This is a genomic window from Rhodanobacter denitrificans (assembly GCF_003335105.1).
GTDB lineage: Bacteria > Pseudomonadota > Gammaproteobacteria > Xanthomonadales > Rhodanobacteraceae > Rhodanobacter > Rhodanobacter denitrificans_A.
In genome coordinates this window covers 17,738-32,266 of sequence record NZ_QFWQ01000011.1, presented here as the reverse complement: position 1 = coordinate 32,266, position 14,529 = coordinate 17,738, and the positions used below count along the sequence as shown (strand labels likewise).

General features: G+C 67.7%; 11 protein-coding genes. 6 read left to right on the top strand and 5 right to left on the bottom strand.

Going from position 1 to position 14,529, the window contains the following annotated elements; genetic code table 11:
• Positions 1–129: 129 nt before the first annotated feature.
• The 6 genes from DEO45_RS15585 to mnhG are packed head-to-tail and all read left to right on the top strand — an operon-like array spanning position 130 to position 6,079.
• The gene (locus DEO45_RS15585) at positions 130–3,030 is read left to right on the top strand and encodes a monovalent cation/H+ antiporter subunit A (protein WP_114345550.1); all 2,901 of its coding nucleotides are present in this window, start codon (positions 130–132) and stop codon (positions 3,028–3,030) included.
• A complete protein-coding gene (locus DEO45_RS15580) occupies positions 3,030–3,371 on the top strand; it encodes a Na+/H+ antiporter subunit C (RefSeq protein ID WP_114345547.1) in 342 nt (113 codons plus the stop codon). The genes DEO45_RS15585 and DEO45_RS15580 overlap by 1 nt, the downstream gene beginning before the upstream one ends.
• Positions 3,368–4,966 (top strand): monovalent cation/H+ antiporter subunit D, encoded by a 1,599-nt coding sequence (locus DEO45_RS15575; RefSeq protein WP_114345544.1) that lies wholly within the window; start codon positions 3,368–3,370, stop codon positions 4,964–4,966. Before DEO45_RS15580 ends, DEO45_RS15575 begins: the two co-directional genes overlap by 4 nt.
• Entirely contained in the window at positions 4,963–5,451 is a 489-nt protein-coding gene (locus DEO45_RS15570; protein ID WP_114345542.1) for a Na+/H+ antiporter subunit E, read from the top strand. Before DEO45_RS15575 ends, DEO45_RS15570 begins: the two co-directional genes overlap by 4 nt.
• A complete protein-coding gene (locus DEO45_RS15565) occupies positions 5,448–5,729 on the top strand; it encodes a K+/H+ antiporter subunit F (RefSeq protein WP_114345540.1) in 282 nt (93 codons plus the stop codon). Before DEO45_RS15570 ends, DEO45_RS15565 begins: the two co-directional genes overlap by 4 nt.
• Complete coding sequence (gene mnhG / locus DEO45_RS15560; RefSeq protein WP_114345538.1) at positions 5,726–6,079, top strand: monovalent cation/H(+) antiporter subunit G; 354 nt, start codon at positions 5,726–5,728, stop codon at positions 6,077–6,079. Before DEO45_RS15565 ends, mnhG begins: the two co-directional genes overlap by 4 nt.
• Positions 6,080–6,149: 70 nt before the next feature.
• Here mnhG and DEO45_RS15555 read toward each other — a convergent pair whose 3' ends face one another.
• The 5 genes from DEO45_RS15555 to DEO45_RS15535 all read right to left on the bottom strand — a co-directional run bounded on the left by DEO45_RS15555 (position 6,150) and on the right by DEO45_RS15535 (position 14,195).
• Entirely contained in the window at positions 6,150–7,115 is a 966-nt protein-coding gene (locus DEO45_RS15555; protein ID WP_114345535.1) for a glycoside hydrolase family 43 protein, read from the bottom strand.
• Between the two features lie 55 nt (positions 7,116–7,170).
• Positions 7,171–8,730, bottom strand: a complete 1,560-nt coding sequence (locus DEO45_RS15550) for an exo-alpha-sialidase (RefSeq protein WP_189339777.1) — start codon at positions 8,728–8,730, stop codon at positions 7,171–7,173.
• A 73-nt stretch (positions 8,731–8,803) separates the two neighbouring features.
• Positions 8,804–11,608: a TonB-dependent receptor gene (locus DEO45_RS15545; RefSeq protein WP_114345533.1), complete on the bottom strand. Its 2,805-nt coding sequence runs from the start codon at positions 11,606–11,608 to the stop codon at positions 8,804–8,806.
• A 117-nt stretch (positions 11,609–11,725) separates the two neighbouring features.
• On the bottom strand, positions 11,726–12,916 hold the full coding sequence (locus tag DEO45_RS15540; protein ID WP_223250906.1) for a 1,4-beta-xylanase: 1,191 nt from the start codon (positions 12,914–12,916) through the stop codon (positions 11,726–11,728).
• Positions 12,917–13,043: 127 nt separating this feature from the next.
• Positions 13,044–14,195, bottom strand: coding sequence for an aldose epimerase family protein (locus DEO45_RS15535; RefSeq protein ID WP_114345752.1), 1,152 nt, complete (start codon positions 14,193–14,195; stop codon positions 13,044–13,046).
• Between the last annotated feature and the right edge of the window lie 334 nt (positions 14,196–14,529).

Below are 14,529 nucleotides of genomic sequence, written 5' to 3'. Positions count from 1 at the left end.
CGACGGCCCGCGATACGCAAGTGCTCCATCCGCCGAAGTGCGCGGACGCTCATGAAAAGTCCAGGGCGCGATGCCCCGGTTTCCTGCCGGAGACACCACCGACAACCTTTCAAGCGAGCGCCGCGACCGATGCCTGACAACATCCTGCCCAGCACCATCCTCGGCCTGCCGTTCGCGGCCGCGGTGCTGGTGTGGCTGCTGCGCTCGCGCGGGCGCAACCTGGCGGTGTGGCTGATGACCGGCACCGCGCTGCTCGGCCTACTCCTCTCGCTGTGGCTGTATCCGGCGGTCGCCGGCGGCGGCGCGCTGCGCCAGGTGATGCCGTGGGTGCCGGGGCTGGGCCTGGACCTGGTGCTGCGGGTGGACGGCTTCGGCTGGCTGTTCATGCTGCTGGTCTGCGGCATCGGCCTGCTGGTGGGCATCTACGCCCGCTACTACATGCCGGCGGACGATCCGCTGACGAGTTTCTTCGCGCTGCTGCTGGCGTTCATGGGCTCGATGCTGGGTATCGTGATGTCCGGCAACGTGATCCAGCTGGTGTTCTTCTGGGAGCTGACCAGCCTGTTCTCGTTCCTGCTGATCGGCTACTGGCACCACGGCGCGTCCGCCCGCGACGGTGCGCGGATGGCGCTGGTGGTCACTTCCGGCGGCGGCCTGTGCCTGCTCGCCGGCATGCTGCTGCTCGGCCACATCGCGGGCAGCTACGACCTCGACGCGATTCTCGCCGCCGGCGACGCGGTGCGCGCGCATCCCTGGTACACGCCCACGCTGCTGCTGATCCTGCTCGGCGCGTTCACCAAGAGCGCGCAGTTCCCGTTCCATTTCTGGCTGCCGCAGGCGATGTCGGCGCCGACGCCGGTGTCGGCCTACCTGCATTCGGCCACCATGGTGAAGGCCGGCGTGTTCCTGCTGGTGCGCTTCTGGCCGGTGCTGGGCGGCACCGAAGAGTGGTTCTGGATCGTCGGCGGGACGGGCCTGGTTACGCTGGTGCTGGGCGCATACTCGGCGATGTTCGAGCAGGACCTGAAAGGCGTGCTGGCCTATTCGACGATCAGCCACCTGGGCCTGATCACCATGCTGGTCGGCCTGGGCAGTGCGCTCGGCGTGGTCGCCGCGATCTTCCACATCGTCAACCACGCCACCTTCAAGGCTTCGCTGTTCATGGCCGCCGGCGCGGTCGACCACGAGGCCGGCACGCGCGACCTGCGCAAGCTTGGAGGGCTGCGCCGGGTGATGCCGGTCACCGCCACGCTGGCACTGGTCGCGGCGGCGGCGATGGCCGGGGTGCCGCTGCTGAACGGCTTCCTGTCGAAGGAGATGTTCTTCGCCGAGACGCTGGCCGGCCGGCATGGCCCGCTGCTCGACGTGCTGTCGGTGGTGATCGCGGTGGCGGCCAGCGCGTTCGGCGTGACCTACTCGATCCGCTTCGTGCGCGGCGTGTTCTTCGGCCGGATGGCCAGCTGCCTGCCGCGTCAGCCGCACGAGCCGCCGCTGTGGATGCGCGTGCCGATCGGCCTGCTGGCGCTGGCCTGCCTGCTGGTGGGCGTGCTGCCAGCACGGGTGATCGGGCCGTCGCTGCGGGTGGCGGCGAGCGCGGTGCTGGGCGCCGGCCACCTGCCGGACTACAGCCTGGCGATATGGCATGGCCTGACCACGCCGTTGCTGATGAGCGTTTGCGCGTTTGCGGCGGGCTGCCTGCTGTTCGCCGCCCTGCGCCGCCGTTTCGACGGGTTCGAGGCGACGCCGCTGACCGGGCGGCTCAGCGGCAAGCGGATGTTCGAGCGGGTGCTGGCCGTACTCGCCGCGGATATCCCGCGACGGATCGAGCGCCGCTACCCGAGCCGCCGGCTGCAGCCGCAGCTGCTGCTGATCGTGCTGCTGGCGCTGGTGGCCGGCACGCTGGCGGCGACCAGCGCGCCGTTCGGCTTCCGTCCGCGCTGGTCCAGCGTCGATCCGGCGTTCGCGTTGCTGTGGCTGCTCGGCGCCGCGTGCGCGATCGGCGCGGCGAGCCAGGCGAAATTCCACCGCCTTGCCGCGCTGGTGCTCACCGGCGGCGCCGGGCTGGTGTCGTGCGTGAGCTTCGTGTGGCTGTCGGCGCCGGACCTGGCGGCGACCCAGCTGCTGGTCGAGGTGGTCACCACGATCCTGATCCTGCTCGGCCTGCGCTGGCTGCCCAAGCGCATCGAGGGACTGGCGCCGGAGAGCCGCGCGCACCGCTTCCGGCGCCGCCGCGACGTGTTCATCGCGATGGCGGTGGGCCTGGGCGTGGCCAGCCTGGCCTATGCGGCGATGATGCATCCGGTGGCCGACTCGATCTCGCGCTTCTTCCTTGAACGGGCGTACACCGAAGGCGGCGGCCACAACGTGGTCAACGTGATCCTGGTCGATTTCCGCGGCTTCGACACGCTGGGCGAGATCAGCGTGCTGGCGATCGTGGCGCTGACCGTGTTCGCCCTGCTGCGCCGCTTCCGCCCCGCCGCCGAGAGCATTCGCGCGCCGTTCCAGCCGCAGCGGCAGGTTGCGCCCGATGCGGAAGAGGCTGCCCACGCGGTCGACCGTTCGCTGACCGACTACCTGATGATCCCGGGCCTGATCATCCAGCTGATGTTCCCGGTGATCCTGCTGTTCGGCCTGCACCTGTTCCTGCGCGGGCACGACCTGCCGGGCGGCGGCTTCGTCGCCGGCATCACCGTGGCGGTGGCGCTGATCCTGCTGTACATGGCGCGCGGCGCGCGCTGGGTGGAGGCACACCTGCGCGTGCTGCCGGTGCGCTGGATCGGGCTGGGCCTGCTGCTGGCGGTGGGCACCGGGCTGGGCTCGCTGGCGTTTGGCCGTCCATTCCTCACTTCGTATTTCCGCTACGCGGAGCTGCCCGTGCTGGGCAAGCTGCCGCTGGCCTCGGCGGTGCTGTTCGACCTGGGCGTGTTCGCCGTGGTGGTGGGCGCCACCACGCTGATGCTGATCGCGCTGGCGCACCAGTCGCTGCGCCGCCCGCGTCAGCCGGCGGACCTGCCGGGAGGGCAGGGCTGATGGAACTGGTCCTCGCCGCCGCCATCGGGGTACTCGCCGCTTCCGGCGTGTGGCTGCTGCTGCGCCCGCGCACGTTCCAGCTGATCATCGGGCTGACCCTGATTTCCTACGCGGTGAATCTCTTCATCTTCTCCATCGGCGGCCTGCGCACCGGCGCCGACCCGGTGCTGCAGGACGCCGCCGGCGGCATCGCGCAGTACGCCGACCCGCTGCCGCAGGCGCTGGTGCTCACGGCGATAGTCATTGGTTTTGCCACCACCGCGTTGTTCCTGGTGGTGCTGCTGACCTCGCGCGGCCTGACCGGCAACGACCACGTCGACGGCGAGGACGGCACGCCGTGAGCAATCACCTGGTCATTGCGCCGATCGTCACGCCGCTGCTGGTGGCCGCGCTGCAGTTGCTGGTCGGCGAGAAGCGCCGGCGCGCGGTGCTGGCGCTGAGCATCGCCTCGTGCGTCGTGCTGGTGCTACTGGCCGCCGCGCTGATGCAGGCGGTGTCCGCCGATGGCGCGCTGGCCACGGTGTACCGCATCGGCGACTGGCCGGCGCGCTTCGGCATCGTGCTGGTGGCCGACCGGCTGTCGGCGCTGATGGTGCTGCTGACCGGCGTGCTGGCACTGGCGGTGCTGCCGTACGCGCTGAGCCGCTGGCAGCACCGCGGCGGCCACTTCCAGCCGCTGCTGCAGTTCCTGCTGATGGGCCTGAACGGCGCCTTCCTCACCGGCGACCTGTTCAACCTGTTCGTGTTCTTCGAGGTGCTGCTGGCGGCGTCCTACGGCCTCGCACTGCACGGTTCGGGCGTGCGGCGGGTCAGCGCGGGGCTGCACTACATCGCGGTGAACCTGACCGCCTCGATGCTGTTCCTGCTCGGCGTCAGCCTGATCTTCGGCGTCACCGGCACGCTCAACATGGCGGCGCTGGCCGAGCTGATCCCGCACGTGCCGGAACGCACCCGCGCGTTATTGCACGCCGGCGCGGCGATCCTCGGCGTGGCGTTCCTGATCAAGACCGCGATGTGGCCGCTGGGCTTCTGGCTGCCGCGCACCTATGCCGCCGCGTCGCCGGCGGTGGCGGCGATGTTCGCGCTGATGACCAAGGTCGGCATCTACGTGCTGCTGCGGCTCGGGCTGTTGCTGTTCGGCGATGGCGCCGGTCCGGCGTCCGCCCATTTCGGCAGCGACTGGATGCTGTGGGGCGGCGTGGCCACCGTGGCCGCCGGCACCGTCGGCATGCTGGGTGCGCGCGACCTGGCGAAGCTGGCCGGCTACAACGTGCTGATCTCCTCCGGCACCCTGCTCGGCGCGATCGGCCTGCAGCAGCCGGCGGTGACCGTCGGCGCGCTGGCCTACCTGGTGATCTCCACCCTGGCGATCGCCGCGTTCTTCCTGCTCGCCGGCCTGCTCGCCTCCGACGGCGACGACGACACCGACGATACCTTGAGCCTGGAGCCGTACGAGCAGCCGGGCGAAACCGCGGCGAACGAAAGCCTGTACGCGCAGGAGGACGAGAGCCGGGTGGTGATCTCCGCGCCGATCGCCATGCTCGGCGCCAGCTTCCTCGCCTGCGCGCTGCTGCTGGCGGGGTTGCCGCCGCTGTCCGGCTTCCTCGCCAAGTTCGCCATGCTGGCGCCGATGCTGGAGGCCGGCGAGCGGCCGGGCGCGCTCGTGTTGTTCACCCTGGTCATCGTGGCCGGCTTCGGCACGGTGATCGCGATGTGCCGTGCCGGCATGCAGATTTTCTGGGTCGAACCCGAGCGGCTGTTCCCCACGGTGCGCCTCAGCGAGACGGTCTCGATCCTGGCCCTGCTCGGGCTGTGCCTGCTGCTGACCGTGGTCGTCGAGGCGCCGCTGCGCTACCTGCGCGACACCGCGCGGCAGATCCACACGCCGGCCGCGTACATCCGCCAGGTGTTGCCGGCCGCGGAGGCGCCGCCATGACCAGGCGCTGGTTGCCGTATCCGATCCTGTCCGCGCTGCTGCTGCTGATCTGGCTGCTGCTGAACCAGAGCATCGCGCCCGGCACGCTCCTGCTCGGTGCGCTGCTCGGCATCGCGCTGGCGAAGGTGTTCGGCCTGCTGCGCCCGCCAAAGGCGCGGGTGCGCAACTACCCGCTGCTCGGCCTGCTGTTCCTGCGGGTGGTGCTCGACATCGTGCGCTCGAACATCGCCGTGGCCCGGCTCGTCCTGCGTCGCGACAGCCGTACGCACTCCGGCTTCGTGGCGGTCCCGCTGGCACTCACCGACCGCTACGGCCTCGCCGTGCTGGCGTGCATCATCACCTCCACGCCGGGCACGATCTGGGTCAGCTACGACCCCAGCGCGAACGTGCTGCTGATCCACGTGCTGGACCTGGTCGACGAGGCGGCCTGGATCGACACCATCAAGCGGCGCTACGAACGCCCCCTGCTGGAGATCTTCCAATGAGCCACGGCCTGCTCGCTGCCGCCATCATCCTCGCGCAGATCCTGCTGCTGCTGGCGATGAGCTTCTCGATCATCCGCATGGTGCGCGGACCGCGCGCACAGGACCGCGTGCTGGCGCTGGATGCGCTGTACGTCAACGCGATGATCCTGCTGCTGACCATCGGCATCCGCAGCGGCAGCCTGCTCTACGTCGAGGCCGGCCTGATCATCGCGCTGCTCGGCTTCGCCGGCACGCTGGCGCTGTCGAAATTCCTGATGCGCGGGCAGGTGATCGAATGAGCCATCTCGACGCGCTGCCGCCATGGGCGGCGATCCTGGTCGCCGTGTTCGTCATGCTGGGCGCGCTGTTCGCCTTCGTCGGCTCGCTCGGCCTGCTGCGCCTGAAGAACTTCTACCAGCGCGTGCACGCGCCGACCCTGGGCACCACGCTGGGCACGTTCTTCATGCTGGCCGGCTCGATCACCTGCTTCTCGGTGCTGCACGGCCGGCCGATCTTCTACGAGATCCTGATCGGCGTGTTCCTCACCCTGACCACCCCGATCACCCTGATGCTGCTGGTGCGCGCCGCGCTTTACCGCGACCGCGAGGAAGGCTCGGCGGACGTGCCGCAGGCGACGCTGCGCGAGTGAGCGCGGCGCCCTCGCCGAGGGTGGTGCGCGAGCAGCAGGGATCTCTGCCGGCCGAACGGGAAGGTCGTCGTCAGTCGGGCTCGCCGAAGATGGGCGTGCCCTGCGCACTCCAGTGGAACTGCCTGATGTACGGTGCGCGGCGGGCGGTGCATTTCCAGCCGGCTCCGCCGTTGGCGTGGTAGATGATCCAGTCCTGCCGGCCGTCCAGCGATTTGAAGAAGCCGTTGTGCCCGGGTGCATAGATGCCGTGGCGCGGCGAACTGGCGAACACGGGCGTGGGTGACTTCGCCCACGATTCCGGCTTGAGCAGGTCGGCATCGGCGTCCGCGGTCAGCAAGCCCAGCGCATAGTCGTCGGACCAGCAGGCGCTGGCGGAGTATGTGAGGAAGACCTTGCCGTCCGGGCCTTCGAGGAATTCGGGCGCTTCGAGAATCTTGCGACCGCCCTGCATTTCCCATGCGAACGTGGGATGCGCGATGTCCACTTGCGGTCCGGCCAGCGTCCAGGGGTTGCTCATGGGGGCGATCACCAGGTCGCTGTGATCGTCCACGTAGGCCGAATAGACGAAGTAGCGCCTGCCGCCATGCTCGAAGACGGTGCCATCGATGCCGGTGAAGTGCGTCTTGAGCATGCCCTTGTCGATCCATTGGCCGCGCGTGGGATCGGGCGACGCGTTCTCCAGCACGAACACATGGCGATGGGCGTCATCGTTGTGCGCCTGGTCCGCCGCGGTGTAGTAGAGGTACCACTTGCCGTCCAGGAAATGCAGCTCCGGCGCCCAGATCGATGCCGAATGGTCGCCCGTGGCCTGCGGGCGCCACACCACCACGGGCTTGGCTTCGGCGAGGCGCCTCATGTCGGCGGTTTTCCACAGCGAGATACGGTCGCCCTGCGTATTCGTGTAGTAGTAGAAGCCGTCGCGCTGCGCTACCCACGGATCGGGGCCGGAGGGGAGCAGGGGCTGCCGCGCGGCGGGCGCACCCGCGCGGGCGACGCCGCCGAGGAAGAGGAGCAGCAGGGCGGCGCGGATGTTCATGCGTGGTCGGGCTCCGTTGAACGAATCGCCGGGTGCGGGGCGATGGCGTGCGGACTCATGGCTCGCCATCCAGTTGCAGGTAGTCCACGTCGAGCACGCGGGCGCCACCATCCACGTCGATGGTATTGAAGCCGGGCAGCAGGGCGGCCGCTGCGGTCGCCATATGCCAGCCGTCCGGAGCGTCGCTTGCCGGCGGCAGCGCCAGCCGTGTGCCGTTCACGACCAGTGCTGGTGCGGAGGCGAGGCCAAGGTCCGCATAGCGCACGCGCAGCGTGTGCGTGCCACCGGTGCTGTTGACGATGAAGCGCAGCCGGGCCTGCGGGCCTGCGCCCAGGCGGGCCTTGCGCAGGTTTGACGCCGCGGGGTCGGGCACCGCCACCGCGCCGGTGAACTCCGCGTCCTCCGCCTCATAGCGATCGAAGCGCAGTGTGGCCGCGCGGTACAGAACCTCGTTGTCGGCCACCCGCGCCGGTGCGTCCGGCGAGGAGGAGGTGGTGACGTGCAGCAGTTTGCCGTCATCGCGCAACAGCAGCGCCTGGGTCCAGCCGGCGTGGATGTTGCCGGTGCGCTTCTGCACCGGTGCGCGCACTTCCCACCACGGGCCGCGACCGGAGGCGTTGTTCCAGTACAGGTCCCGGCCGCCTTCGTCACCACCGCCGCCAGCACGCTCGGCGGACACCACGATCACGCCTTCGGGGCCACCCAGCGGGAACCAGCGCACCACCGGGCAAGCCGCGGGCCAGAAGCCGGAGAGCGTCATCACCGGCTCGCCATGCCGCTGCGCGTCGCCCCAGTCGAGGCCATCGCGGCTGAACTTGATGAACACCTGCCCGTTGCGGGGGCCGTCGATGTTCTCGTAGGTCATCGCATAGCGGTGGTCCGGCAGGCGCGTGACGACGGCCATGCCGGGGCGCTGCACGCCGCCGGGAAGCGCCACGTCCAGGGTCTCCTCGCCCCAGTGGCGCCCGCCGTCGCCGGAAACCTTGTGCGCCAGCACCTGGTTGTAGCCCTCGGCCTTGTGCTGTTCGCTGGAGTAATAGGCGACCATGCGGCCGTCGTCGAGCACGTGGATGTTGGATTCCCACACGCCCTTGTTGTCCTTGTCCTCGGGCCGCCCGCCACCCTTGATGATGGAGCTCCTGTAGCGCCAGGTCCTGCCGCCATCGAGCGAGGCATAGACCTGCAGGTCTTCGCGAATCACGCGGCCCCGATCGTCGTTGCCGGTGGCGTTGGCCGACAGCAGCAGCGCTCCCGCAGGAAGATCGCCGCTGGCGCGGGGCAATTCGGTGATGTGCGGCTGCCAGCGCAATTGCCAGCGCGGGTCGGAGCCGTGCACCTGGTCGGTGACGTTCATCAGGAAGCGCCAGTGGTCGCCGTCGTCGCGGCTTTCCCACAACGCAATGCCTGCCATGCCATCCTGCTCGAATGCCATCAGCAGGCGTCCTGGGCCCCCTGGCGCCGCATGCCCGGTGCGCGTCACCGACACGTAGCCGGTGCCGGCTGCCATCCGCGTACCCGTGACCGGTTCGGCTGGCGTGGCGGCCAGTGTCGCCGGGGCGAGTGCAAGGAACATGCACAGTTGCAGCCATTGCAGGGATGTCTTGACGGGATTCATGCGAACTCCGCAGTGCCTTGAAAAAAAGCGGTACGGCGGCGCCTTGCGACCGCCGTACCGCGGTGGGGAAGAGTTACATCTTCAAGCGCACGCCCAGGCCCACCGTGCGGTCCTGGTAGCGGATGTCGCGCGGGCGCGTATTGCCGTCGCCCCAGTACTGATGCAGGTCCGCGCCCAGGATGTTGGTGGCGTTGAAGACCACGCTGACGTTCTGGTTGATGTCATAGCCGAGCGAGAAATCCACCTGGTTCGCCGGCTTGACCTCGTCGTGCACGCCCGCCACCGTCGGCTGGGTGAAGAAATCGATGAAGCGGCTGCGGTAGTTGTACGCCAGGCGCGCGGACCAGCCGTGCTTCTCGTACATCAGCACCGCGTTGCCGTTGTTCTTCGACACGTTCTGCAGCGGCGAGCTCGTCGCCGGGCCGCCGATGAACTGCGGCGAGCGCGTCGATCCCTCGATGTAGGTGTAGTTGAGCTGCACGCCGAAGCCGCTCCACGCGCCGGGCAGGAAATCGAAGAACTGCTGGTACGCCACTTCCGCGCCGCCGAGGTGGCCGCTGCCCGCGCTCTGCGGCGAGGAAAGCTGGTACGCCTGGCCATTGATCGTCACGTCCGTAATGTAGTTCTGGATATAGCCGTTGATGTCGCGATAGAACAGGCCGCCGCTGACGTAACTGGCAGGGGCGAAATACCATTCCAGCGAGGCGTCGTAATTGTTCGAACGGATCGGTTTGAGGCCGGGGTTGCCGCTGCTGGCGGCGCCGGCACGGTTGATCGTGCCGGGGTTCAGCGAGAGGGACGGGTTGAGCTGGCCGAAGCCCGGGTAGGTCAGCGTCTTCGCCGCCACCAGGCGCAGCTGCAGGTCATTGCTCAGATGCAGGTTGAAGCTCAGGTTCGGCAGGTAGACCGGCGCGCTGGTCGAGTCGGACAGTGGCGTGTAGAGCCTGGTCGAGGCATCGTAGGAGAACGCGTTGAGCTGGCGCTTGACGCGCTCGATGCGCATGCCGGCCAGGCCGTCGTACGGCAGCCCGAACAGCTCGTTGCCGTAGGCGACCTGGAAGTAACCGGCATAGGATTTTTCGTCGATATGGTAGAAGCGGCCCGGGTTCTCCGGGGCAAGCCCGCTTGGCAGGCCGTAGAGACTGCGGATGGCGTCGGCGTTACCGGTCAGGAAGTTGTAGCAACCGCTCAGCCAGGATACGGGGATGGCCGACGTGGTCGGCTGGCTGCAGAAGTAGCCGTTCGGGAAGCGCGCGATCACCTGGTTGGCCGGATTCGGATTCAGCGCGATGTTGCCGGTGCCGCCGGGCGGCGGGGTGGAAACCTGCACGCTGCCGCGGTACTCGGCCTTGTGGTCGGAATAGCGCAAGCCGAAGTCGATGTACTGGAAGAAATCGCCGCCAATGTCGTAATTGCCGTCGCCACGCCAGGCGGTCTGCTTGGCGCGCTGGTTGTTCCAGGTCTGGAACAGGCCGTTCAAGTAGTAGTTCGCCGGATCGAGCTGCGGGTTGCCGCCCAGCGTCCAGTTCTGCTGGTCGCCGTGCGTGCCGCCCCACACCGTGGTGATCGGCGCCTTCAGGAAGGTGTCGACGATGAAGGTCTGGTCGTGGAACGAAGACGAGTTGAACGACAGGTCGGTGGACAGCCGCAGCTTGTCGCCATGCCACTTCATGCCGAGCGAGTTCTGGATGTCATGGCCCCACTGCTGGTGCGCCTGCGTGCTGGTGGCCGCGTAGGTATTGCCGGTCCAGCTGCCGCTCGCGGCGTCGCAGATGGTCTGGCCCGCATACGGCGACCCGGTGAGCTGGTTGGGATAGCAATGACTGGTCACGGTGAGGCCGGTCGGGTCGACCGCGCCCACCGGGAAGCTGAAGTAGAACGGCTGGTTGTAGTTGTCCGAGTCCCAGTCATACAGGCCCTCGGCGTAGACCTCGGTGCTTTCGCTGGGCTTCCATTGCAACGCGTAATTGAATTCGCCGCGCTTGCGGTCGCCGATGTTGTAGTCGGCGCCGAAGCCGTTGGGTGCGGCGATCAGGTTGCCGTCGGAAGTGCGGATGGGCTGGCCGGAGGCGCCGGTGAGCACCTTGGGGAAGTCGCCCCACACGGCGTTGTAGTCGTAGTGCTGCCGGCTGTAGCCGACGTTGACCAGGGCGCCGACCTCGCCGATGTCCGTGTGCCACCGGTCGCTGAGCAGGACGCTGCCGCTCGGGTCGGTATGGTCGCCATACTTGCTGTGCGTTTCCGTGAGCGTGGCCGCCACCTTGCGGCCGTCGAAATCGAACGGCCGGTAGAGTTCCATGTCGACGAGGCCGGCGATGCCGCCGTCGGGCAGGCTGGCCTCGCTGGACTTGAATACCTTGACCGTCTTCACCGCCGTGGCCGGCAGGTTCTGGAACGCGAAGGCCCGGCCCACGCCGCTGAAGATCTCGCGGCCGTTAAGGGTGGTCATCACGTTGGGCAGGCCGCGGATGACGACCGAATTGGTCTCGCCCTGGAAGCCCTGGGCCACCTGCACCCCGGTGATGCGCTGCATGGCATCGGCCACGCTGTTGTCCGGCAGCTTGCCGATGTCCTCGGCGACGATCGAGTCGACGATCATGCGCGAGTCCTGCTTGATCGACTGGGCGCTCTGCAGACTCTCGCGCAATGGCGTCACCACCACGCCGGAGAGATTGACCGCATCCTTCTGCGTCTTGTTCTCGCCCGTCGCGGGCTTCTTTGCGGGCGCCGCCGGTGTAGTGGCGGTGCTCGTAGTGGTCGCCTGCTGCGAGTCGCCCGACGCCGGCGCCGGGGGCGATACGTCGGCCGCGTGTGCCGATGCGAAGGCCGCGGCGATCGTCGCCGCCAGCAGTGTCATGGGAATGCGATTGCGATTCATGGGTGAAGCCTCCCCTCAGAGGTCGGTGTGCGCCGGCTCATGCCGGCGGCTGTCGTTGTGTCGATTGCCCGCGGCGTGGCCGCGGCGGATAAAACTCGGGGTGCGCGAAGCGCGGATCTAATGCGTCTTCTCGCTGGCGGCGGCCGGGTAGCTCGCCGCTTCGGCGGGGACAATGCCGCGGGGCGCCCGCGACAGTGCTCGCAGGATGTCCGCCTCGCGTTGCCGGTACGGCGTGCCGTCGCCATGCAGCAGGTCGTGGAACCATAGCGTCGGCGGCTGCAACGTGTACGGCCGCAGCCATGAATCCCAGGGCAGGGTGGTCTGCGAGCGTCCTTCCACGAAACCCCAGTTCACCATGCCGACGTCGAGCTTCTTGGCCAGCGGCAACACGCCGTCGATCGTCGAGCCGGCGCCGCGCGCCATGTACTCGGTGCAGATCAATGGACGGCCATAGCCCCTGAGCTGCCGCACGCGGCTGGCGAATTCCTCGGGCCATCCGTAGTTGTGGAAGCTGAGCACGTCCGATTGCTCGATCTGCGTGCGTTCCACCGCATTGAGGTGCGACGGATCGGACCAGTCGCCGCCGTGCCACAGGCCACTGGTGAGCGGCTGCGTCGGCGAGGCGCCGCGCGCCCAGGCAAACACCTGGGGCAGCAGCTTCGCCACCAGCTCGATCTTGTTTTTCGGTTCCCTTGGATCGTAGTTGCCGCCGCCCGGGTTGTCCGGCTCGTTCCAGACGTCCCAGGCCAGGATGCGCGGGTCCTTGGCGAAGCTGCCCACGATGTCCTTCACGTATTGCTCGAAGCGTGGGTATTGGCCGGCATCGGCCAAGGCCACGCCCGGACTCTGGACCCAGCCGGAGTTGTGCACGCCGGGAATGGGCGGATGCTGCGGGCCGAGCTTCGGTTCCGGATCCCAGCACGAGTCGAACAGCACGAAGATCGGCTTGATGCCGTGCTTGCTGGCGATGGCGAGGAAGCGGTCGATGCGCTGCTTGAAACCGGGGGCGTCCTGCTGCCACAGGAGGTCATGCAGGAACACGCGCATGGTGTTCATGCCGAGCTTCTGCGCCCAGCCCAGCTCCCGGTCGATACGCTCGGCATCGAACGTGCCGGCCTGCCACATCTCCAGTTCATTGATGGCGTTGGCAGGCAGGTAGTTGCTGCCCAGCGGCCATGTCTGGTTCGCGTACCAGGTCTTTGCTTCGGCGGGCGTCCAGCGCGGGGTGGCGTTCCGGGCCAGCGCCAGCGCAGGCGCGGCGGACGCCACCGCCAGTCCCATCGCCATTGCCACCAATGCATACTTCATGATCTCTCCCCGCTGGGGTCGCGTGATGACAACCGCGACGCGTTGGTTGATGCACGATCGCCGTTGCGGAAGGCAAAGCGACCCGTGGGCACCCTGGACGGGCACCCTTCAATGGAAACACCTTGTTTCAGTGCGCGGTGTGCGTCGGTTCGGTGGTGAATTCGTAAATGATCAGGTTGCGATAGACATGGCCGGGATCCAGTCGCGCCGAGCCGAACGACGGCCGGTTCGGTGTGTCCGGATACAGCTGGGGTTCGAGCACGAAGGCATCGCCCTGCCGATACACGTGCCCGCCCGTGCCGACCGTCGTGCCGTCGAGGAAATTGCCTGAATAGAACTGCAGCCCGGGTTGCGCCGACTTGAGCGTGAGCACGCGCCCGGAAACGGGATCCTCCACGCGTGCCACGATGCGCGGCGCCGCGGCTTCGGCACGGCTGATCACCCAGTTGTGGTCGTAGCCGCGACCGTTGAGCAGTTGCTCGTCGTGCATGCGGATGTCGCGCCCGATCGGCTTGCCCTGCCTGAAGTCGAAGGGCGTGCCATCCACCTTGCGTATCTCGCCGGTGGGAATCGAGGTGGCGTCGACCGGCAGGTATGCCTGCGCCGGAATGGTGAGGCGCTGTCCCATCACGCTGCCCGAGCCTTCGCCGGAAAGGTTCCAGTACGCGTGGTTGCTCAGGTTGACGATGGTCGGCTTGTCGGTGGTCGCACGGTAATCGATCGACAGGCGATTGTCGCCGAAGAGCGTATAGACGGCCGTCACGGCGAGCTTGCCCGGATAACCCATGTCGCCGTCGGGACTCGTGTAGGTGAGCGTCACGCTTGCCTTGTCGGCGTCGTGCTTCACTTCGCCGATGGTCCACAATACCTTGTCGAAGCCGCGCGTTCCGCCGTGCAGTGAATTGGGGCCATCGTTGACCGGCAGGTCGTAGCCACGGCCGTCGAGCGTGAAGTGGCCCTTGGCGATGCGATTGGCATAGCGCCCCACCGTCGCACCGAAGTACTGCGGCTTTTCCAGGTAGCCGTCCAGCGACGCATAACCGAGCACGACATTCGCGATCCTGCCGTTGCGGTCGGGCAACGCCAGCGATTGCAGGCTCGCGCCGAGCGCGAGAACGCGCGCGGACACGCCATGCCCGTTGCTCAGCACCACGGCATCCACGCGAATGCCGTCGGGCATGTTGCCGAACGTCTCGCGCTTGGCTTCCGTCGTGGCGTGCACCGCCATCGACAGTGTCGCCAGACCAAGTATCGAACCCACCAGTCCTGTACGTCGCATGCCCTTCAATCCCCTCTGTCGTGCCACGGGTTGAGGGCATGCAATCACATTGTATGATAATCGTGCAAGTGTTCTGGGGCACCAAAAAAATTTTTGTGCGACGCGCCATCCCTGGTGTCGCGATTGACCGTCGCGGCGTAACCGGCATTGCGGCCGGCAATGCGGAGCGGGCTTGCGCATTCTGCAGGCTCCGCGTTGCGGCAAAAACTTCTGCAACGCGTCATGCCATGTTTTGCGGCGACTCGTCGTTCCGGTGCACTTGTCGACGCTTTCCGCGTGAGGCGCCGTCGCGTCGGGAACGGAAAAAAACATCTTGGCAGGATGCTGGCAAAGT